Source organism: Paraburkholderia aromaticivorans (genome assembly GCF_012689525.1).
GTDB lineage: Bacteria > Pseudomonadota > Gammaproteobacteria > Burkholderiales > Burkholderiaceae > Paraburkholderia > Paraburkholderia aromaticivorans_A.
Genome location: NZ_CP051515.1, coordinates 3,529,352 through 3,551,703, shown reverse-complemented (window position 1 = coordinate 3,551,703; position 22,352 = coordinate 3,529,352). Strand labels below are relative to the sequence as shown.

General features: G+C 62.7%; 17 protein-coding genes. 12 read left to right on the top strand and 5 right to left on the bottom strand.

Features of this window, described 5'->3' with window-relative positions:
* Positions 1-52: 52 nt before the first annotated feature.
* The 8 genes from HF916_RS27650 (at position 53) to HF916_RS27615 (ending at position 11,740) form a co-directional block, all read left to right on the top strand.
* Positions 53-1,090 carry an aldo/keto reductase gene (locus HF916_RS27650; protein WP_168791904.1) on the top strand — a complete coding sequence of 346 codons (1,038 nt, stop codon included), beginning with the start codon at positions 53-55 and terminating at the stop codon, positions 1,088-1,090.
* The gene (locus HF916_RS27645; protein ID WP_168791903.1) at positions 1,087-2,526 is read left to right on the top strand and encodes an NAD-dependent succinate-semialdehyde dehydrogenase; all 1,440 of its coding nucleotides are present in this window, start codon (positions 1,087-1,089) and stop codon (positions 2,524-2,526) included. Before HF916_RS27650 ends, HF916_RS27645 begins: the two co-directional genes overlap by 4 nt.
* A 121-nt stretch (positions 2,527-2,647) precedes the next feature.
* A complete protein-coding gene (locus HF916_RS27640) occupies positions 2,648-4,030 on the top strand; it encodes an MFS transporter (RefSeq protein WP_168791902.1) in 1,383 nt (460 codons plus the stop codon).
* 433 nt (positions 4,031-4,463) lie between these two features.
* Complete coding sequence (locus tag HF916_RS27635) at positions 4,464-5,033, top strand: fimbrial protein (protein WP_168791901.1); 570 nt, start codon at positions 4,464-4,466, stop codon at positions 5,031-5,033.
* 93 nt (positions 5,034-5,126) lie between these two features.
* Complete coding sequence (locus tag HF916_RS27630) at positions 5,127-5,870, top strand: fimbria/pilus periplasmic chaperone (RefSeq protein WP_168791900.1); 744 nt, start codon at positions 5,127-5,129, stop codon at positions 5,868-5,870.
* A 225-nt stretch (positions 5,871-6,095) separates the two neighbouring features.
* Entirely contained in the window at positions 6,096-8,744 is a 2,649-nt protein-coding gene (locus tag HF916_RS27625) for a fimbria/pilus outer membrane usher protein (RefSeq protein WP_168791899.1), read from the top strand.
* Between the two features lie 379 nt (positions 8,745-9,123).
* Positions 9,124-9,804 carry a fimbrial protein gene (locus HF916_RS27620; RefSeq protein WP_168791898.1) on the top strand — a complete coding sequence of 227 codons (681 nt, stop codon included), beginning with the start codon at positions 9,124-9,126 and terminating at the stop codon, positions 9,802-9,804.
* A gap of 334 nt (positions 9,805-10,138) precedes the next feature.
* Positions 10,139-11,740: a peptide chain release factor 3 gene (locus tag HF916_RS27615; protein ID WP_168791897.1), complete on the top strand. Its 1,602-nt coding sequence runs from the start codon at positions 10,139-10,141 to the stop codon at positions 11,738-11,740.
* 94 nt (positions 11,741-11,834) lie between these two features.
* Here the strand turns inward: HF916_RS27615 and HF916_RS27610 are convergent, their stop codons facing one another.
* The 3 genes from HF916_RS27610 to HF916_RS27600 form a co-directional block, all read right to left on the bottom strand.
* Positions 11,835-12,806 (bottom strand): fimbrial protein, encoded by a 972-nt coding sequence (locus HF916_RS27610; RefSeq protein ID WP_168791896.1) that lies wholly within the window; start codon positions 12,804-12,806, stop codon positions 11,835-11,837.
* 213 nt (positions 12,807-13,019) lie between these two features.
* Positions 13,020-13,889 (bottom strand): LysR family transcriptional regulator, encoded by an 870-nt coding sequence (locus HF916_RS27605; RefSeq protein WP_168791895.1) that lies wholly within the window; start codon positions 13,887-13,889, stop codon positions 13,020-13,022.
* A 19-nt stretch (positions 13,890-13,908) separates the two neighbouring features.
* The gene (locus HF916_RS27600) at positions 13,909-14,208 is read right to left on the bottom strand and encodes a hypothetical protein (RefSeq protein ID WP_168791894.1); all 300 of its coding nucleotides are present in this window, start codon (positions 14,206-14,208) and stop codon (positions 13,909-13,911) included.
* Between the two features lie 128 nt (positions 14,209-14,336).
* Between HF916_RS27600 and HF916_RS27595 the strand changes: the two genes are divergently transcribed.
* The gene (locus HF916_RS27595; protein WP_168791893.1) at positions 14,337-16,871 is read left to right on the top strand and encodes a GNAT family N-acetyltransferase; all 2,535 of its coding nucleotides are present in this window, start codon (positions 14,337-14,339) and stop codon (positions 16,869-16,871) included.
* Between the two features lie 117 nt (positions 16,872-16,988).
* On the opposite strand, the gene HF916_RS27590 is transcribed toward HF916_RS27595, so the two are convergent.
* On the bottom strand, positions 16,989-17,534 hold the full coding sequence (locus tag HF916_RS27590) for a hypothetical protein (RefSeq protein WP_168791892.1): 546 nt from the start codon (positions 17,532-17,534) through the stop codon (positions 16,989-16,991).
* Positions 17,535-17,665: 131 nt separating this feature from the next.
* Entirely contained in the window at positions 17,666-18,454 is a 789-nt protein-coding gene (locus tag HF916_RS27585; protein WP_168791891.1) for an IclR family transcriptional regulator, read from the bottom strand.
* 272 nt (positions 18,455-18,726) lie between these two features.
* Here HF916_RS27585 and HF916_RS27580 point away from each other — a divergent pair, with 272 nt between their 5' ends.
* The 3 genes from HF916_RS27580 to HF916_RS27570 are packed head-to-tail and all read left to right on the top strand — an operon-like array spanning position 18,727 to position 22,338.
* A complete protein-coding gene (locus tag HF916_RS27580; protein WP_168791890.1) occupies positions 18,727-19,776 on the top strand; it encodes a sugar ABC transporter substrate-binding protein in 1,050 nt (349 codons plus the stop codon).
* On the top strand, positions 19,773-21,293 hold the full coding sequence (locus tag HF916_RS27575) for a sugar ABC transporter ATP-binding protein (RefSeq protein WP_168791889.1): 1,521 nt from the start codon (positions 19,773-19,775) through the stop codon (positions 21,291-21,293). Before HF916_RS27580 ends, HF916_RS27575 begins: the two co-directional genes overlap by 4 nt.
* Entirely contained in the window at positions 21,283-22,338 is a 1,056-nt protein-coding gene (locus HF916_RS27570; RefSeq protein ID WP_168791888.1) for an ABC transporter permease, read from the top strand. The genes HF916_RS27575 and HF916_RS27570 overlap by 11 nt, the downstream gene beginning before the upstream one ends.
* The last annotated feature ends 14 nt before the right edge of the window (positions 22,339-22,352 follow it).

The window sequence follows — 22,352 nt, the reverse complement described above, 5'->3', positions numbered from 1 at the left end:
GCGCAACTAACCGTCCGCGCTGCCGGCTGCTATCAGGAAGGAGACACGCACTATGGAATACATTCGCCTCGGCCAATCCGGTCTGAAGGTTTCGCGTCTGTGCCTCGGCACGATGAACATGGGCACGCCGCAATGGAAGCCGTGGATTTTCGACGAAGCGCAAAGCGAGCCGATTGTTCGTCATGCGCTCGAAGCAGGCGTCAACTTTATCGACCTCGCCGATTTCTATTCGACCGGCGTCGGTGAAGAAGTGGTGGGCCGCATTCTGAAGCGTCTCGCGCGACGCGAGGAAATGGTCGTGGCCACTAAGGTCGGCTATGACATGGGCGCGTATCAGAACGCCGGCGGCCATTCGCGCAAGCACATCATGGACGGCATCGACGGCTCGCTCACGCGCCTCGGCATGGATTACGTCGACATCTACATGCTGCATTTCTTCGACGTGAATACGCCAGTCGAAGAAACCATGGGCGCGCTCAACGATATTGTGCGCGCCGGCAAGGCTCGCTATATCGGCGTGTCGACCATGTACACGTGGCAGTTCGCGAAGATCATGCAGGTCTGCGAGCGCAACGGTTGGCACAAGCCGATCAATATGCAATTGCAGTTGAACCTGGCGTACCGCGAGGAAGAGCGCGAAATGATTCCGTATTGCCAGGATCAGGGCGTCGGGGTGTCCGTGTTCAGTCCGCTGGCGCGCGGGCTGCTGACGTGCGATCCGAACTCGACGCGCAATCAGACCGACTTCTTCACCGCGCAAATGTATGGCGATGTGGCTTCGCGTGAGATTGCCGCGTCGGTGGCGCGCGTGGCCGCGCGGCGTGGCGTTTCCGCTGCGCAGATCGCGCAGGCGTGGGTGCTGAATCATCGCGGTGTCGCAAGCATGCTGGTCGGCGCGGATACGCCGGCGCAGTTCGACAGCGCGCTCGCCGCGCTCGGCACGACGCTCTCGGCGGATGAACTGTTCGAGCTCGAACGCAACTACACGCCGTGCGATCTGATCAACGATTACACCGCGGGCAAGCGTATTGCGCGCGCGCCGCGCCTGGCTCAAGGCATGTTCGACGAAACGCTGGAGAAGGCCGCATGAACGAATTTCTCCGCACCGGACATTACATTGGCGGCGAGTGGTACGAAGGCGCCGACACGTATGCTGTTTTGAATCCCGCGACCGGCGAGGTCGTCGCGCAAGTAGCCAAAGGTGGCGCGGCGGAGACGGCGCAGGCCATCGCGGCCGCCGAGCGCGCGTTGCCCGCATGGCGTTCGCTGACGGCGAAAGAACGCAGCGCCCGCGTCAAACGCTGGGGCGAATTGATGCTCGAGAACCGCGACGCGCTTGCCGAACTGCTGACGCTGGAGCAAGGCAAGCCGCTTGCCGAAGCGCGCGGCGAAGTGGGCTATGCGGCGAGCTTCTTCGAATGGTTCGCGGAAGAAGCGAAGCGGGCATACGGCGACGTGATCCCGAGCCCGAATCCGAACGCGAAGATCATCGTGACGCGCGAACCAGTCGGCGTGGTCGCGGCGATCACGCCGTGGAATTTTCCGCTCGCCATGATCACGCGCAAGGCCGGCCCCGCGCTCGCGGCCGGTTGCACGATGGTGCTCAAGCCATCGGAAGAAACGCCGTTGTCCGCGTTCGCTTTGGCGGTGCTGGCCGGGAAAGCGGGCATTCCGCCCGGCGTGTTCAACATTGTCTCCGGCGATGCCGTGGCGATCGGCGGCGCGCTCACGGAATCCGACGTGGTGCGCAAGCTGTCGTTCACCGGTTCGACGCGCGTCGGCAAGCTGCTGGCGAAGCAGTCGGCGGATACGCTGAAGAAGTTGTCGCTCGAACTCGGCGGCAATGCGCCATTCATCGTCTTCGACGACGCGGATCTCGACGCGGCCGTGCAAGGCGCGATGGCTTCGAAATTCCGCAATACCGGGCAGACGTGTGTGTGCGTCAACCGCTTCTATGTGCAGGACGGCATCTACGATGCGTTCACGTCCGCGTTGACGCAAGCAGTGCGCAAGATGCGCGTCGGCAACGCGCTGCAAGGCGAGGTCGAACAAGGTCCGTTGATCAATCAGGCTGCGTTGAAGAAGGTCGAAACGCATGTCGCCGACGCGTTGCAGAAGGGCGCGAAGATTTTGACCGGCGGCAAGCCGCACACGCTAGGTGGCACTTTTTACGAGCCGACGGTCCTAGTCGACGCCAACAGCTCGATGCTGATCGCCGAGGAAGAAACCTTCGGACCGGTGGCCGCGTGTTTCCGCTTCAAGATCGAAGCGGAAGCCATTGCCGCAGCCAACGACACGCCGTTCGGCTTGTCGGCGTATTTCTATACGCGCGACCTAGCCCGCGCATGGCGCGTCGGTGAAGCGCTGGAAAGCGGTATGGTCGGCATCAACGAAGGGATCGTGTCCACGGAAGTCGCGCCGTTCGGCGGCGTCAAGCAGTCGGGTCTCGGCCGTGAAGGTTCGAAGTACGGGCTCGATGAATACACCGAACTGAAGTACATGATGATGGGCGGCCTCGGACGCTGATCTTCACACCGCGCGTCCGCCGTACGTCATGCACCTGCGTGACGCACAGGCGGACGACGCAATCGGGCGCGCGGCAACATGCCGGCGACGCCCGGCGATCCATACTAACGAAGGAGACAGCGTGAGCAATCAGGATATGCAGGCGGCCACTCTCGGCCTTGCCCCCACTTTGCCGGCGGCAGCGGCATCCGCGCACGGCCCCATTCCTCTCGACGACGTTCCGCTGAACGCCTTTCACGTCAAGATCGCCGGGTTGACGTTCGGCGCGCACTTCACTGAAGGTTTCGCGCTCGGCACGATCGGCTACGCGCTCGCGTCGCTGAATCGCCAGATGCCGCTCGACGCCTTCTGGATGGGCATGATCGGCAGTTCCGCGTTGATGGGCATTTTTATCGGCAGTCTGGTCTTCGGCTGGCTGTCGGATCGCATGGGACGGCAGAAGATTTTCCTGCTGAGTTTTATCATCATCACAGCGGCTGCGTTCGCGCAGTTCTATGTGCGTTCACCGCTCGAGTTGTGTTTGCTGCGGGTGTTGATCGGCTTCGGCATGGGTGGAGATTTTGCTGTCGGACATGCGATTCTCGCGGAGTTCTCGCCGCGCAAACATCGCGGCACGTTGCTTGGCTCGTTCAGTGTGGTGTGGACGATCGGCTACGTTGTGGCGAATGTGCTCGGCATGCAGTACGCCGATGCCTCGCCGGATGCATGGCGCTGGCTGCTGGCGTCGGCGGGTGTGCCGGCGTTGATCGTTCTCGTGTTGCGCATGGGCACGCCGGAATCGCCGCGCTGGCTGCATGGCAAAGGCCGCACGGCGGAAGCGAAGTCGATCGTGCTGAAGCACTTTGGCGCGAACGTCATTCTGGATGGCGGCCACAACGAGCACGCGCAATCGGCGGGCGGTTTCATGCGTCTGTTCAAACCGGATCTGATTCGCCGCACGGTTTTCAATTGCGCGTTCTTCGTGTGCCTCGTGATTCCGTATTTCGCTGTTTATACGTTTCTGCCGACCATCCTGAAAGCGATTCATTTGAGCAATGATTCGAGCGCGGACTTTCTGCTGAACGGCTTTCTCGTGCTCGGGGCGTTGATCGGCATCTGGCTGACGATCAAACTTCCGCGGCGCGTCTTCCTGATCGGCTCGTTCGCGGTGACGTGCGTGTCGCTGATCGCGTTGAGTTTGCTGCCGGAGTCGGCGACGCTCGGCATGATCGTCGCGTTTGGGATTTTCACGCTCACCATGTCGGCGTTCTCGAATCTCGTCGGCGTGTTTCCGCCGGAGTGTTTTCCGACGGAGGTGCGTGCATGTGGTGTTGGGCTCGCGATTGCGTGTAGCCGGCTTGGATCGGCCGTCGGCACGTTTCTGCTGCCGCTCGGCATCGTGCATTTAGGCTTCCATATCACGATGATGGTGCTCGCGGCGGTGCTGCTGATCGGCATGGTGGTGTCGATTGCATGGGCGCCGGAAACGAAGCATTTGACGTTGAACGAAGCTAGCGGCGCTTAACGCACTGAAACGCTGAAGAAAACCCGCCGCATCGGCAACGATGCGGCGGGTTTTTGGTTTGGATCGACCATCGACGCAAGCCGGCAAAGAATCCGCTCGGCATGCGGCTCGATGAGCTGCCCGTCGAAGCCTGGGATTATTCTTAATTCACGGCGCCCGATGCATCGCAAAATTTTTTCTGTATCCCGCAAAGCTATGCCCGACGCGATAAAGCAAGCTGGTCGCACTCTTAGTGTTATCCCATTAAATTAAGACTCATCTGAACGACAGCCGGGCCGTGGTTTTTTAAGATTCTGTTCATGGTGATCAACGCTTCGGTGGGAACGACGATGGAGTCGAGCGAAAGCCGCGATTGCCTGGGCGGTTCGACGTGAAGATACGAAGTAGCCGCCAAATTCCTAATCGTTTAATTGATTGAATCTCAGGAGCTTAAATGAAACAACGCATCATTTCCGGACTTATCGTGGCCGCCATGGGTACTACCGCTTTGTTGTCGATGAAAGCCCATGCCGCAGACGGCACCATTACGTTCACCGGCTCCATCTCCGACACCACTTGCTCGATTAACGGCGTGACCTCCGGCAACCCGGCTGACATTGCCGTCACGCTGCCGCCAGTTCCGGCAGGCGCATTGGCATCGGCAGGCGCGACTGCCGGCACGACCAACGCAGGGGCCATTCAGATGCAGTTGACCGGCTGTTCGGGCGCGGCAACCAAGGCGATTGCGCGCTTCGAAAACGGCTCGACGGTTGATCAATCGAATGGTTACCTGGCGAATCAATCGATGGTAGCCCCTGCGCAAAACGTCGAAATCCGCTTGTTGAACACGAATATGCAGCCGATCAACATCCTCACCGAGAGCAACAACGACATCTCCGCCAACGGCGCGCCGATTACCGCTGGCAACGCGACGGTGAAGTACTTTGCCCAGTACTTTGCGACCGGCAAGGCTGCAGCAGGCTCGGTGTCATCGTCGATTCAGTACACGATGCAATATCAATAAGTAACGAAAAAACGGCGTTTGTTGCAGCAAACGCCATTTTTATAGACTAGTTTTGAGATTAGTCGCGGTCAAGCTTGAAGAAAAGGAACGGTGATGAAAGCGATGCGTCGGTGGATGGCGGTGGCGGGTCTGGCGGGGGCGTTGTTCGCAGGCGCGGCACACGCGAGCGTAACGATCGGCGGCACACGGGTCGTATATCCGCTGGATCAGCGTGAAGTGACTGTCAAGCTCGAAAACGACAGCCGCAACCCATCGCTCGTGCAGGTATGGATGGACGACGGCAATGCCGACGCAAAGCCCGGCGAGTCCAAGGTGCCGTTTGTGATCACACCGCCTATCTTCCGGATGGATCCGCAGAAATCGCAGACACTGCGCGTCATGTACAGCGGCGAAGCGTTGCCGCAGGACCGTGAGTCCGTCTACTGGCTGAACGTGCTGGATATTCCGCCCAAGGCCGCGAACACGAGCGACGCCAACACGCTCCAGTTCGCGTACCGCACGCGAATCAAGGTGTTCGTGCGGCCGCCGAAGCTGTCGGGCCGGCCGGAGGAAGCGCCGCGTCAACTCGACTGGAAAGTCGTGCCCGCGCCGGTCGGCAAAGGGCAGGCGTTGGCGGTGTCCAATCCCAGCGCCTACTACGTGTCGTTCAGTTCAATCGATGTCACGACGAACGGCCATACGTACAAGAACGACAACGGCGGCATGGTGGCGCCGCACGGCACGCAGATCATTCCCGTGCCGCAGATGGCCGGTGTACAGGCCAGCGCCAAGGTTCACTACATCGCGATCAGCGATTTCGGTGGCCCCATCGAGGGCGATGCAACGCTAAGCCAGTAAAGCGAGTCCGTTCCTCGCGTCCTTCCTGGGCGGCATCATGCCGCCCGTGTCCTCCCGGTTCAAGCCTCTGTCTATCGCGCAAGTCGCGATACGCGCCACCGCGCGCGCCTGTGTTTGTTTATCTCGTAATTCAGAACTGTCCTAGGGATTCCTATTTTCTAAATCCATAACATCGACTTGTACCTCATCAAGAGGCCGGCGTTTCCTGCAAGCGGTGTTACGGTCATGAAATCCTCGCGTCAAATCCAATCGAAGACCGGCATTAACGGTGAACACGGTTCGTTCGGCCTCAAGCCGATCACTGCCGTCGTGCTGTCGGCTTTAGCGGTGTTGGGTTATATGGTCCAGGAAAATGCCAGCGCGAAGGATGCCGCGCAGGTAGCCGGTGCGGTCACGTTCGACACGACCTTCCTGCAGACCGACGCGAAACAGACCGTCGATGTCTCGCGCTTTGCGCGTGGCAATATCGTGTCGCCTGGCGTGTACCCGGTCGACCTGCTGGTTAACGACGTGCGCGTTGCACACGACAACGTTCGCTTCGTCGCGACGCGCGATGGCGAAAGCGCGCGCGCGTGCTTCGATCGTAAGACGCTCGAAGGCTATGGTATCGACTTCGCGAAGGTCGACGCCGAGCGCAACGAAAGCGCGACGAAGTCCGCAGCGAACGATTGCATCGACGTTGCCGCTGCCGTGCCGGAAGCTAGCATCGAGTTCGACTTCACCGAGCAGAAAATTGCGATCGCGGTGCCGCAAAAATACATGCGCAACTCGGCGCGTGGTTATGTGCCGCCCGAGTTGTGGGAAAACGGCGTGAACGCCGGGTTCATCAGCTACAACGCGAACGCCTATCAGTCGAACAGCGGTGGCGTGCAGTCGACGCAGGCGTATCTCGGCCTGAACGCTGGCGTGAACATCGGCGCGTGGCACTTCCGTCATCAGTCGTCGGTAACGGCGGCGACAGGCCAGGCGACGCAGTTCGACAATATCGCCACCTACGTGCAGCACGACGTCGCGAAGCTGCGCTCGCAGGTCACGCTCGGCGACGCGCAAACGACCGGCGACGTATTCGACAGCGTATCGTTTCGCGGTGCGCAGATCGCAACCGACGATCGCATGCTGCCCGAATCGCTGCGCGGTTACGCGCCGGTCGTGCGCGGCACGGCGGATTCGAATGCGCGCGTGACGGTGCGTCAGAACGCTCAGGTGATCTACGAGACGAGCGTGTCGCCGGGTCCATTCGAGATCAAGGATCTCTATGCAACGGGCTACGGCGGCAATCTCGACGTAACAGTCACCGAAGCGGACGGCCGCACGAAGAGTTTCACGGTGCCCTACGCAGCGGTGGCGCAATCACTGCGCCCCGGCACCACGCGTTTTGCGGTGACGGCTGGCCAGTTGCGCGACGACTCGCTGCAGACGAAGCCCGGTTTCACGCAGTTCACGATGCAGCGCGGCCTGACGAATCTGGTCACGCTGTACGGCGGCGTGCTGGCGTCGAGCGGATACGTGGCGGCGAACATGGGCGCGGCATTCAACACGAAGTACGGCGCATTCGCCAGCGACATCACGACCGCACGCACTGAAGTACCGGGCGACAAATCGCTGCACGGTAATAGTTTGCACATCGGCTACAGTAAGTTCATCGACCCGACTTCGACGAATATCGCAGTGGGCGCTTATCGCTTTTCCGACTCAGGCTATCTGAACTTCGCCGATGCGGCGTCGTTGCGCGACCTCGCGTTGCACGACGGTGACGTGAATGCAGCCGACCGCCAACGCGGCCGTTTGCAATTGACGGTGAACCAGAGCCTGAAAAACGGCAGCTCGGTGTTTCTGACGGCTTCGTCGCAGCATTATTGGAACCGCCCGGGCCGTGACGTGTTTTATCAAGCCGGTTATTCGAACGGCTTCAAGTTCGGCACCTACAGCGTGACGGCGGGCCGTACGCGCAGCTCAGACGGCACGTTGTCGAACGAGATCATGCTCAGCACGACGATTCCGCTCGGCCACACGCCGCATGCGCCGGTGCTGACGACGAACCTGAACGCGGGTAGCGGCGCAGCGACGATGCAGGCGAATATCAGCGGATCGGCGGGCGACCACAACCAGTACTCGTACAACGCGTACGGGACGGCGGGGCAGAGTTCGTCGTCGGCTGCGAATGTGAATGGCGGCGTGAGCGGCGTCTATCGCGCACCGTATGCGCAGATGACGGCGTCGGCGAGTGCGGGAAGCAACTCGACCCAGGCCTCGGCCGGCGTGAGCGGTTCGATCGTCGCGCATCCGGGCGGCGTGACGTTCTCGCAGACGGTGGGCGATACGTTTGGCATCGTCGAAGCACCGGGCGCGGCGGGCGCGACGGTGTCGAGCGCAACGGGGGGGAAGCTTGACCATCGTGGCTACGCGGTGGTGCCTTACCTGACGCCGTACAGCATGAACACGGTGGATATTGATCCGAAGGGCTCGTCGAGCGATGTTGAGTTTGAGTCGACTTCGGAGCGTGCGGTGCCGCGGTTGGGTTCGGTGGTCATGCTCAAGTACAAGACGGTGACGGGACGCGCAGCGCTGATTCACGCGCCGCGACTGGGTGGTGAAGGGCTGCCGTTCGGCGCGGATGTGCTGGATGCCGACGGTAATCAGGTCGGCATGGTTGCGCAGGGCAGCCGGATTTTTGCGCGCGGCGTCGGCGATCAAGGGACGCTAGTCGTCAAGCTAGGCGAAAAGAACGGTGAGGTGTGCCGGATAAAATATTCCTTGCCGGTGAAAAGCAGCACGTCGGAGGCGGCTTATACGTTGATCGAAGGGCATTGTGTAGATGACTCAGCCACCGAGCCGATGCCAGTATTGCACGCTGCCGATCACAGCGCCGATTGATGAGGGCACGGAGATATGTGTGACATGAAGACGGACTTGATTCGCTCGATCGTGTCGTGGCTCACCGCAAGCGTCCGCCGCGCGGGATCGTTTCGGAGGCATGCTGGCGTTGTGGCGGGGGTGTTGCTCGGAATCGCCGCGTCGGCTGATGCACTGGCGGCAGCAGTCGTTTTTCCGTCCAATGGCAGCGGCATTTTGCCCAACCTGGCGTTTTCAGCATCGCTTGCTAGTCCGCGAAATGCCCCTGTCGGCACGGTGCTTCAAAGTGCTACGCAAGCCGTTGGCCTCAGTTCGAACGGCCTGACCTGTAACGTTCAGAAAGCCATGAGCGTCACTGGTACAGCCGTAGCGGGGAGATGCGTCGACGTTTCAGACGAACGTGCCCGGCATCGGTGTGCGTTTCTACATAACGAGCCTCTGGAACGGAAGCTGGGTGCAGGCGCCGGTTACGCAAACGCTTCCCGGCAATAACGGCGGTTATGCGCACTATACGCGGGCCGACCTCGTGGTGACCGGATCGGTTGGCAGCGGCACGCTGACCACCTTGCCAAGCATGACAGTTACGTTTAGCGGCGATTGCATCACGACATCTTCGACCACACAGTCTCTCAACACCGGTTCGGTCATTGCGAGCAATACTTGCAGCGAGACCACTCCGTCAGTCGACGTTTCGCTGCCGAAGGCCCTTTCGCCGGCCCTTTCGACGAACGGGGCTACAACGGGGAGCACGCCGTTCACGCTCGGGGTGAACTGTCCCGCTGGCGTCAATGTCAACGTGACGCTCACTGACCCGGCCAACCCAGCCAACCGTACGACGACCTTGAGTCTTGCGCAAGGGTCATCCGCCTCGGGCGTCGGCTTGCAGATCGTCAACGGAACAACGGTAGTGGCCTATGGCCCGGACTCGGCGACGGCGGGAAATATGAACCAGTGGTCGGCTGGCATCGCACCGGGTGGGCAAATGCAAATTCCCCTTACCGCGCGCTACGTTCGCACGACGGGTCCGTTGATTCCCGGGGCAGTAAAAGGCACAACGACGTTCACGATGTCTTATCAATAGCCGCCGCCAGCGGGCGTAGCCCGCGGCCAAACGTATCCTCACCGCCGTTCGCCTGACGAATTGCATCAAGTCTGTCGCTTCCTGACGCAGACGCATGTTCGTGTACGGTCGCGCAGACGTGTATCATTCGTCCCGGCGCTGTCCCAAGCCGGCATCCCTCCATGATTTGCCGCCGAAGTGCGACTTTCGTCGCCCCGCGGTCCGGATCCGCCGTGCGAACCGCGTCCACTCGCCCGTTTCCCCGCGCCCGACATGCTTCGCCGGGCAGAGCGGAAACGCAAAGCGCCGCCCGCAGCGGCCTGTAGTGCCCGAACCCTATTTGTCGCCAGACCCGATGTCAGTCTCCGAACTCAAACGCCGCCGCACGTTCGCGGTCATTTCCCACCCGGACGCGGGCAAGACCACGCTCACGGAAAAGCTGCTGCTGTTCTCGGGCGCGATCCAGATCGCCGGTACCGTGAAGGGCCGCAAGAGCAACCGCTACGCGACGTCCGACTGGATGGAGATCGAAAAGCAGCGGGGCATTTCGGTGGCCAGCTCGGTGATGCAGTTCGAGTACGGCAACGCCGTCATCAATCTGCTCGACACGCCGGGCCACGAAGACTTCTCTGAAGATACGTACCGCGTGCTGACCGCGGTCGATGCCGCCGTCATGGTGATCGACGGCGCGAACGGTGTGGAAGCGCAAACGCTCAAACTGCTCGAAGTCTGCCGCAGCCGCAAGACGCCGATCGTCACCTTCATCAACAAGCTCGACCGCGAAGTGCGCGAGCCGCTCGAACTGCTCGACGAAATCGAGCAGCATCTGGGCGTGGCCGCCGTGCCGTTCACGTGGCCGATTGGCATGGGCAAGGAATTCCAGGGCGTCTACGACATCCAGCGTGATCAGGTGCGCCTGTTCCGTGCCGGACAAGACAAAGCGGGAGGCGAAGTCGAAACGCTGCAGGCGCTCGGCGACGAAGAGGGCGAACGCCGCTTCGGCCATAGCTGGGTCAAGGCGAAAGAAGAGATCGACCTCATCACCGGCGCGTCGCCCGATTTCGATCGTGAGCAGTTCCTCGCCGGCCAGCAGTCGCCGGTGCTATTCGGCTCGGCGATCAACAACTTCGGCGTGAAGGAAATTCTCGATGCACTGGTCGATCTGGCGCCGCCGCCGTCCATGCGCATGACCGTGCAGCGTCCGGTCATGCCGGACGAGCCGAAGTTCACCGGCGTCGTGTTCAAGGTGCAGGCGAACATGGACCTGGCGCACCGCGACCGCGTGGCGTTTATCCGCGTGTGTTCGGGGCATTTCGAGCGCGGCATGGCGGTGAAGGTGACGCGCACGAACAAGACGTTCCGCGCCAACAACGTGGTGACGTTCCTGTCGCAGCGTCGTGAGACGGTGAGCGAGGCGTATCCGGGCGATATCATCGGTATTCCGAATCATGGCACGTTGAGTCTCGGCGATACGCTGACCGAAGGCGAGCAATTGCAATTCGTCGGCCTACCGTTTTTCGCGCCGGAAATTTTCCAGACGGTCGAAGTGGTCGATCCGATGCGCGCCAAGCAGCTCGGCGAGGCGCTCAAGCAACTCGGCGAGGAAGGCGCGATTCAGGTGTTCCGTCCCGAAGTGGGCGGCCTGATCATTCTCGGCGCGGTCGGGCAACTGCAGTTCGAAGTGGTGTCGCACCGCTTGTCGACGGAATACAAGGTCGACGTGCGCATGGCGCCGGCGCGTTACCGCATGTCGCGCTGGGTGACTTGCGACGATGCGGCCGAACTGCGCCGTTTCACCGATTCGTACGCGGCGCGGATCGCGCTCGACGCGTCCGACGCGCCGACGTATCTGGCCTCGCACGTGTCGGAGATCGAAGTCGCGCAGAAGGCGTGGCCGAAGATCGTGTTCAACGAGTTGCGCGAGCACTCGGGCGTGCCGTTCAAGAAGGCGATGTAGCCGGGGGACGGTTGCGCAGCATCGCCTCAACACGTGATCGAGATCAGCACAAGGCCCGGTTGGCATTAAGCCCTTGTGCGTCGAAGCATCAAGGTTACTGGTATGTCATGGTGAATATCGCCGAGGCATTCACGGTTCCGGGCGTCACGGGCGCGGCTCCTAACCGGTAGTACCGGGCAAAAAATTGAAATGACATGTTCCCGGTCGTGCCGGAAGTCAGAGGAAAGGGACTATCCAGCACAATCGCTGTACGTGCAGCATTGAGCAATTGCACGCCCACGCCGGTTGCCGTGCCGTTCGACGCCACGGCAGTCGGGACGCCCGACGTGCCGGATACCGAGGAGAAAGTCACCGCGACCGAGACGCCGGATTGGCAACTCATGCCAATAGAAAAGGGCGTGGTAGCGGCCGTCGAACCGGCGGTAGGGAAGGCGGAAGCGCTAACCGAGCCGAGATAAATAGTCTGGTTCGCCGTGTTGGCCGTGACCGAACAACTAACTCCGCGAATTGGTCCGCCCGTAACGGTCAATCTGTTTGAGCCATTATTGAGTTGAACGTTGGTATTCAATACGCCGCTGATATATTGAGCCGAGGCGATGGTGCCACCGGTAACCGTGCCGGTTTTCACCAGTTCGACGGTGCCGGAAACATTGAAGCTCCCAGTGGAGCTAGTGTTTCCCAGCGACGAATCCGCACTGCAAGTTCCCGAGGGGTTAAGAGCTGTGCCTTGGCTGTTGCGCATCCGCATGCCGACGCCCGCCAAACCTGTCGTGAAAACACCCGTCATGCTGGGAACGAGCGTTTGCCCAGTCGCGCAGACTACGACGGGTATGTTGAAAGTGGATGGATTGGTGCATTGCCCCGAAAGGGTAAAACTTTTGATCGTGCCCGGGATCGTCTCGCCTGAGGCGAGCGAGTTGGACACGGCTACAGGGCCATAGGCGAACGTGATAGGCATCCCTGCGGTAGGGCAATCTGCGCGGGCGTCGACCGCCCAGCCAAGCGCGAAAGCAAGAAAGAAAAGCAGGCGCGCAGTGGTGAACGTTCTCGTTAGAAGACGGGACATTATCGATACCTACTGGTATTTTTAAGCCTGCGGAAAGGCCATTTGGTGCAATCCCGATTGCCAATGTGCTCGACGACCGACCGCAACGTTACTCGCGCGCCTCACAAACAGGCCGCGCTTGGACACCAATATCCCAAAAGTGCCCATTTGCGCCAACATTCGCATCAAAACATTCCAAGGTCATTTTCCGGAACTCAGGGACATTCTGAGCGCTCACCCCAGCTTCAACACCTCTTCCCGCATCCACCCGGCCAGCGCCTGCACATGTTCCAACCCCACGTGCCGCTGTGGAATATCGAGCCAGTAACCGAACGGCCCGCTCACTTCGACGTCGGAAAACTGCGCGAGAGTGCCATCCGCCAGCTCCTCGACAATCATGTTCCGGTCGACGATCGCCAGCCCCGCGCCTTTACTCGCCGCACGAATCGCCTGTTCCAGCGTCGAGAACTCGATGCCGTTATCCGCATAACGCGCGGGCATGCCCGCCTTGGCCAGCCAGTTCGGCCACAATTCGAGCCGGGCGTCGTTGTGCAGCACATGCAACGCCGGCATGCGTTCAAGCAGCGCGTTGAGCGGTTGGCCGAGCAGGCGCGGCGCGCCCACGAGCACATGGCGCTCCATCATCAGCAGTTCGGAGTGCGCGTCCGGTAGCGCCTGGCGGCCGAAGCGAATCTGACAGTGAACGTCGCCGTGCGCCTCAGTACGGACGGACAGTTCGACGTCGGGCAATTCCACCGCGAGCGAACCCAGCCGCGGCGAAAACCATTGCGTGGCGAAAGTGGGCGGTAAGGCGAGCACGAGGCGCCGCCGCCCTTTGGCGGCCGTGATTTGACGAAAGCCGCGCTCGATCGTGTCGAAGGCTTCGGACAGGCAGGGCAGCAATTGCAACCCCGCCTGCGTCAGTCGGATGCCCTTGTGGTCGCGCTCAAACAGTTTCGCGCCGAGCGATTCTTCGAGCAGCTTGATTTGCCGGCTCACGGCGCCTTGGGTCACGCACAGCGCAATGGCTGCGCGGTTGAAACTCATGTGCCGGGCCGTCTCTTCGAAGAAGCGCAACGCGATCAGCGATGGCAAGCGCCGCATAAATCACCTTCTATTGCTTTTAATCGTGCGCGATCCGGCCGGCAAGATGGCCGGACTGCAAACGGTGGTTGTGCTGCATCGCTAGCCGCGCGTTGTCCCCAAACGAATCGCTTTTGGCGCGTCTCCGGCGCACGCGATCCGAACCGCCATCGGCCAGCGATTTCAAGGCAAACCGCCATCGTGGCGGCTGGAAGATTGTCGCATTGGCGCTCGTTGTTTGCTTGATCTCGATAACAAATATCCCCGGCGCGCCCTGGGCGGCCGGCCGCGACCGGGTGTCTGCCCGGCGCTCGAGGAGAAGCGCCGCGCGAGCGCTCAACTTCGCCTATGCTGACGAAGACGCGCGCCCGCCCACGAAGCCTGGCTCGCCTTCCCCTGTCGACCGGAGTTAGCGCTGTAGCGCCTACTCTGGTCCCATGCAAGATGGTTGCTGTCCTCGGAGCGCCTGTGACCGTTCGCAATCTCGACGCCTTGTTTCGACCCAAATCCGTCGCCGTGATCGGCGCTTCCGAGCGGCCCGGCAGCACCGGCGCGATGGTGTGGACGCGCGTGCTGGATGGGGGCTTCGACGGCCCGCTCTGGCCGGTCAATCCGAAGTACGAAACGCTCGGCGGCCACGCCGTGATCCACGACCCGGGCGATTTGCCGGAGGCGCCCACGGTCGCGTTGATCTGCACGCCACCGGCGACGTGGCCCGGCATCATCCATAAGCTTGGCGGATTGGGCACGCGCGCGGCGATCATCGTCGGCGAGGTGCGTTGCGACGACGACCGGCTCGCGCTGCGGCACGCGCTCTCGGCGGCGCGGCCGAATCTGCTGCGGATCGTCGGGCCGGGCAGTCTCGGCGTGGTGTCGCCGGCGCTGCGCGCGCATCTGGGCGCACCGTCTTGCACGGTGAAGGCGGGCGGCGTCGCGTGGGTGTCGCAGTCGAACGCACTGACCAATGCCGTGCTCGGCTGGGCGCACGCGCGCGGCCTCGGCTTCTCGCACGCGGTGGCGCTCGGCGGCGAAGCGGACGTGGACGCGGGCGACGTGCTCGACTATCTGGCCAGCGACCCCGGCACGCGCGCCATCCTGCTCGAACTGGATAGCGTGCGGGCGGCGCGCAAGTTCATGTCGGCAGCCCGCGCGGCGGCGCGCAACAAGCCGGTGCTGGCGCTGCGCTCCGGCCGCGCCGATCCCGCCGACGGGCTCTACACCGCCGCGTTCCGCCGCGCCGGCATGGTGCGCGTCGATGCGCTCGACGACCTGCTCGACGAGATCGAGACGCTCGGCGTGGGCCGCGTGGCGGCAGGCGCCACGGCCACGCTGATTACGAGCGACCGCGGCCTGGCCACTTTGGCTTGTGACGCCTTCGCCGCAGCCGGCGATACGCTCGCGCCGTGGCCGGACGAGGCGTCGGATGCGTTGAAGCAGACCTTGCCGTACGCGGTCGGCGGCAACCCGCTGCTACTCGGCGATGACGCGCGTCCCGAGCACTTCGGCACCGCCCTCAAACTGCTCGCGGATCATCGCAGCACCGGCACGGCCTTCGTGGTCCATGCTTCGACGCACGGCGCGCCGGTCGGCGAAGTGGCGCAGGCCCTGATCGCGAATCAGCGCTTCGCTTATCGCGGCTTGCTTGCGTGCTTCTTCGGCGGCGTGGATGCCGTCACGCGCGACGCGCTGCACGCGCAGGGCATCCCCGTTCATACGACGCCGCAGCGCCTCGCGCGCGCCTTCGCGCGGCTGGTCGATTACCGGATGGGGCGTGAACTGCTGATGCAGACGCCGGAAGGTTTGCCAGCGCAAATTCCCGAATGCATCGACGCGGCCCAGGCTCAGGCGCGCACGGCGCTTGCAGCAGGTGAGCACCAACTAACCGGCGAGGCGGCGGCGCGGTTTCTAGACCGGTTCGGGTTGCGGGTGGAAGCGCAGGACGGACGCGCAACAGGCGCCGATATGGCGAGAGACGCTACGCAGGACGTCGCGCAGGGATCGGCGCGGGGCGCTGTGGAGGGTGCAGGACCAACGATCGCGCAACGCGCCGTGCAGGCCTCAGCGGAGTCGCCGACCGCGCCGGACTGCGCCGAAGCAAGCACCAACTCTTCCACCCAACCCGTCGTTGACCTCGCCGTCGAACTCCACGACGACGACAACTTCGGACCCGTCTTCAGCTTCACGGCGCCATCGGCCGACGGCGTGTCCGAACCGTTGCGCATCTACGGCTTGCCGCCGCTCAATCCGATGCTCGCGCGCGACATCGTCACGCGTTCGCCCTACGCGCGGCTGGTTGCGCCGGAACCGGCCTTGGCCGCGCTGACGTCACTCTCGCAAGCCGTGTGCGACGTCAAGGAGCTCGTCGGGCTCACGCTGAAGCTCAGGGTGTACCGCGATCACGTGATGATCGTCGAGCCCACGCTGAAAATTGCGCCGATGCGCAGCCGCCTCGCGATCGTGCCGTATCCGCGCCGTTTCGAAGAGACGGTGGACTGGCAAGGTGTGCGAGTGACGGTGCGGCCGATCCGTCCGGAAGACGAAGCTGCGCATCACGACTTCGTCGAAGCAATGACACCCGAGGATTTGCGCCTGCGGTTTTTCGGCGCGGTGGGCAGCTTCGACCACTCGCAGCTCGCGCGCATGACGCAGATCGACTACGACCGCGAAATGGCGCTGATCGCCACCGTGCAGAGCGAAGAAGGTTTCACGCGGACGCTGGGCGTGGTGCGCGCGGTCGCCGATCCCGACAACGAAACCGCCGAATTCGCGGTGGCGGTGCGCTCGGATCAGAAAGGCCGGCGCCTTGGCCAATTGCTGATCGATCGGATCATCAAATACGCGCGGGTGCGGGGCATCCATTGGCTAGTCGGCGAGGCGCTGCGCGAGAATACCCCGATGATCGGGCTCGCCAAAGCCAGCGGTTTTACGATCACGCGGACGGAGGATCCGGGTGTGGTCGGATTCAGAATGGCGCTGGATGAAGCGACGGAGGCAGGCGCCTAGGCGGCGTGCCCAAAGCGCTGAGTTGAATAGATCACCGCATCCGACGCGTTCGATGCGGTGATCAAAGCGACGAGAGGCGCTCAAGGCCTGGCGCCGCGAGAAGAAACCGGAGAAGCCTCAGGCCGCCAGCTTAGTCGCTGCCTCATCGACCTGCGACCGCGTCACCGCCAACTCCTCCAGCCACGCATCCCCATAAACCGCCCCGGTCTCCCGCTCCAACCGCGCGATCGTCGCCGCGCAACGGCCCGCATCCTTCGGCGTCGCAATAAACGACTTCACCGATTCACCCGCCTTGAAGGCATCGAACAACGGCACGCGAATATCGTCCGGCAGCGCACGCGTCGTCCACTGATACGGCTTGCCGTTGAACGTGAATTGCGGCGGCAGCACACGCTCTTTCTTCGCGGCCGGAATCAGGCCGTACGTGCGCGCTGCATCGCCGATCTGCTCCGGCGAAAACAGCTCGTCCGGGCTGATGTCGAATTGCTGGATGAACGTCTCGATGCTTTGCATCGCTGCCGCGCGATCGTCGCGGCGCTTTTGCGCATGGGCGACGATGTCGCGCAGTTCGTCGGCTTCTTCAGGCGTGATCGTGAAGCTCGACTGCTTCTGCTGGAGTTCGGAAAAACGCTGGAATTCGGAATCGGTCAGAAGTTTCGCCATTGCTTATCGATGAGCGCGCATGAGCGAACCCATGCGGCGTGATTTTTGAGAGGGTCGCCATTCTAAACCATGTGCGCGAGCGGCCGATTTTCGACGGGCCGCCGCGCGGGTTCGACCGACAGCATCACGCGCTAGGCAGCGTTCTCGTGAAACATCGACAGCGCCTGAACCGTCTCGCGCAATAGCGCGGTGGCGGCTTCGAGCGTCGGCGCGACGTATTCGTCGATACGCCGCAAATACGGGCAGGTGAGCACCGCGATCGCCTGGCCCGACGGACCCTGGATCGGAAACGTGAGGTCGGTCACACCGAACGTCTGCTGGCTGTCCTTCTGCGAGAAACCCGCTGCGCGAATCCGCTCGCAGGCCTGTTCGAGCGCGTCGCGATCGATCGTGACCTCGCCCTTCACCTTGGTGTGTTCAGCCAGCATCTGTTCGCGCTGCTCGATGCTTTGAAACGCGAGCATCACGCGCCCCGAACCCGTGTCGATCAGGCCGACGCGCGAACCGAGCCGCACCGACATGCCCCACGTGCCCGGACCATCCACCTGCGCAATTACCAGCAGGTTGCCGCGGTCGTACACCACGAGGTGACACGATTGTTCGGCAGCATCGGCAAAGCGCTGCATGAGCGGCAGCGCTTCGGAGATCAGACGGTTCATCGGCGGATGACGGTGCGCGAGCGCATACAGCTTGAGGCTGAGCGAGTAGCGGTCTCCCGCCGCCGAGCGCACCACGTACTGACGTGCGACCAGCCGTTCGAGCATGCGATACATCTCGCTCGCATTGCGTCCGAGCAGCTTGGTGATTTCGGCGCGCGTCAGCCCTTCCTTCTGCTCGGCGAGCAGTTCGAGGATGTCGAGGCCTTTGTCGAGCGCCGGAGCGCGGTAGCGGTCGGCGTCGTCTTTGTCGTCTGCGTCCATCGTGAGGGAGGTTCCTTGGGCTGTTCTCATTATGTGGCGCGTGAGTGTACGTGCGGGACGAATCTCGCGGAGATGGCGCACGTCCAGGGAAAACACGGACGGTCGGTGCAGTCTATATTCCTTGACTTCGAAAAGTCCATATATGAATAATACGTTCATTGGTGAATTAACGCCGCCAATACTCGACAAGACTCGAATAAGAAGCGCAGGACGAAGTGCCGGGCCTCAGAGCCGGTTCACGCAGTTCCCACAACGCATATCTGGAGACAACCATGTCGTTCGCGAAAGGGCCGCTCACGGCCCGCCGTTTGTTCCGCACTCCGCTCTCCGTCACAGCAGCCGCTGCGTGCCTCGCCGGCCTCGCCGTGACGGGCGCCGCGCAAGCCGCCGACTCTGGCAAGATCGGCCTCGGTCTGCCGCTGCTGACGTCGCCGTTCTGGCAGTCGTACAACAACTATCTGCCCAAGTATGCGAAAGAGAGCGGCCTCGACATCCTCGCGCCGGTCAATTCGAATGGCGATCCCGTCCAGCAGATCACGGACATGAACAACCTGCTGAACCTCGGGGCGAAGGGCATCGTGGTCGGCCCGCTGGATTCGGCGGCGATCAGCCGCGCGCTCGACGCCGCCGCGGCGAAGAATGTGCCGGTCGTCGCCGTGGACGTCGCGCCGACGCAAGGCAAGGTCGCGATGGTGGTGCGCGCCGACAATCACGCGTACGGCGAGAAGGCCTGCAAGTACATCGGCGATCACGTGAAGTCGGGCAAGGTCGTGCAGATCATGGGCGACCTGGCATCGGTCAACGGACGCGACCGGTCTGAAGCATTCCGCTCGTGCCTGAAGGGCTATCCGGGTTTGTCGCTGCTGGAAATTCCGGCGAGCTGGAAGGGTGACGTCGCGGCCACTGCGCTCGACAGTCTGCTGACCGCGAATCCCGACGTGAAGGCGATCTACATGCAGGCAGGCGGCGTCTATCTGTCGCCGACGCTGCAAACCTTGCGTCGCAAGCAGATGCTGTTTCCCGCCGGCGATGCGAAGCATGTCGTGATCGTCAGCAACGACGGCATTCCTCAGGAGTTCGACGCGATCCGCCGCGGCGATATCGACGCGACCGTGTCGCAGCCCGCCGACTCATACGCGAAATACGGGCTGTTCTATATCAAGGCGGCGTTGGCAGGTCAGACCTTCAAGCCGGGCCCGACCGATCATGGCAGCAACATCATCCAGTTGGCGCCAGGCATTCTGGAAGACCAATTGCCCGCACCGCTCGTGACGAAATCGAACGTCGACGACAAAGCCTTGTGGGGCAATACGGTCAAATGAGCGAGCTCACGCCCTCCGTGCCCGTCGTCGAAGCGCTTGCAGTGACCAAGCGCTTCGGCTCGACGGCCGCGCTGCAAGACGTGAGCATCCGCGTGATGCCCGGCGAGTCGCACGCGCTTGTCGGGCGCAACGGCGCGGGTAAATCGACGCTGGTGTCGATCCTCACCGGCCTGCGCAAGCCCGACACCGGCGAGGTGCGTTTCAGCGGCGCGGCCGCGCCGTCGATCGCGGATCGCGACGCCTGGCGCGAGCGCGTGGCGTGCGTCTATCAACATTCGACGATCATCCGCGATCTGAGCGTGGCGGAGAATCTGTTCATCAATCGGCAGCCGTTGCGCGGCGGCGTGATCGATTGGCAAGCCATGCGGCGCGACGCGCGCGCGTTGCTCGATCACTGGAAGATCGACGTGCGTGAAGATGCCCGCGCCGGCGACCTGTCGGTGGAAGCGCGGCAACTGGTGGAGATTGCGCGCGCGCTGTCGTACGGCGCGCGCTTCATCATTCTCGACGAACCGACCGCGCAACTCGATGGCGACGAGATCAAGCGTTTGTTCCGGCGCATCAGCGAGTTGCAGCGCGAGGGCGTGACGTTCCTCTTCATCTCGCATCATCTTCAGGAAGTGTACGAAATCTGCCAGGCCGTGACGGTGCTGCGCGACGCGCGGCATATTGTCAGCGCGCCGGTTTCCGCGTTGCCGCGCGAGCAGCTGATCGAAGCGATGACCGGCGAACGCGGCGGTCTCGCCGTCGCCGATGCGGCGGCGCGCGCCAAGTTGCCCGCCGATACGGCGATCGCGCTGGAAGTCGAAGAACTGGCCGGCGCCGATTACGAAGCCGTGTCGTTCACCGTCAAGCGTGGCGAAGTTGTCGGCTTGACCGGCGCGACGAGCAGCGGCCGTACGAGCGTGGCCGAAGCGATTGCCGGCCTGCGCGCGGCCAAACGCGGCACGATCAGCGTCGATGGCGCAATCTTGCCGCCTGGCGATGTGCCCGCGGCGCTCGCGCACGGCATCGGCTGCGTGCCGAAGGATCGGCATCACGAAGGGCTCGTGCTCACGCAATCGGTCGCGGAAAACGCATCGATGACGATCGCGCGGGTGCTTGGCAAATTCGGCATCGCGCCGCCCGCGAAGAAGAACGCCTTCGGCCAGAAGATGATCGACGCGCTCGGCATCGTCGCGCAAGGTCCGGAGCATGTCGTGTCGGGTCTGTCCGGCGGCAATCAGCAAAAGGTGGTGATGGCGCGTGCGCTCGCCACCAATCCTAATGTGCTCGTGCTGATCGATCCCACCGCGGGCGTCGATGTGAAATCGAAGGAAGCGTTGCTCTCCGTCGTGGATCGCGTGCGCGAAGAGGGCAAGGCCGTGCTGGTCGTGTCCGGCGAACTCGACGATCTGCGCACCTGTGACCGCGTGCTGGTCATGTTCCGTGGCCGTGTCGCGGCCGAATTTCCCGCGGGTTGGCAGGACCACGACCTGATCGCATCCGTTGAAGGAGTCAGTCTTCATGAAGAATAGTGTGCCCAGCCCTGCATTCGGCACCGCGCAAGCTCAGGCTCAGCCGCAGTTGGCCGCGCCGGCGTCACGCGGCAAACGTGCGCGCTCCGAACTCGCGCGCCTGCGCGAACTGGCGTTGCTGCCCGCGCTGGCTCTGCTGATTGTGATCGGCGCGTTTGTCAGCCCGAGCTTTCTGACCAAGGCTAACCTCATCAGCGTGCTGGGTGCGTCGGCGGCGTTGGCGCTCGTCGTGCTCGCCGAATCGCTGATCGTGCTGACCGGCAAGTTCGACCTGTCGCTCGAATCGACGGTCGGTATCGCGCCCGCCGTGGGCGCGATGCTGGTGATGCCGGCGGCGTCCGCGGGCTTCGGCATGCAATGGCCGGCGGCAGCCGGCTTGCTCGCCATCGTGGTGGTGGGCGCGGTGATCGGCTTCATCAACGGCTTTCTCGTGGTGCGTTTGCGGCTCAATGCGTTCATCGTCACGCTGGCCATGCTGATCGTGTTGCGCGGCATGCTGGTCGGCGCAACCAAGGGCGGCACGCTGTTCGATATGCCGACGTCGTTCTTCGCGCTCGCGACCACCATCGTGCTCGGCTTGCCTTTGTCCGTGTGGCTCGCGGCGGTGGCGTTCGCAGTCGCGGCCTTCATGCTGCGCTATCACCGGCTGGGCCGCGCGTTGTACGCCATCGGCGGTAATCCGGAAGCGGCGCGCGCGGCGGGGATTCGCGTGGAGCGCATCACGTGGGGCGTATTCGTGCTCGGCAGCATCCTTGCCTCGGTGGGCGGTTTGATCGTGACGGGCTATGTCGGCGCGATCAATGCGAACCAGGGCAACGGCATGATTTTCACGGTGTTCGCGGCGGCGGTGATTGGCGGCATTTCCCTCGACGGCGGCAAGGGCACCATGTTCGGCGCGCTCACCGGCGTGCTGCTGCTCGGCGTCGTACAGAACCTGCTGACGCTTGCCCAGGTGCCGTCGTTCTGGATTCAGGCGATCTACGGCGCGATCATTCTGGGCTCGCTGATGGTGGCGCGCCTCGCCAGCGGCGAAGGCCAGAACTGATGCATATGCACATC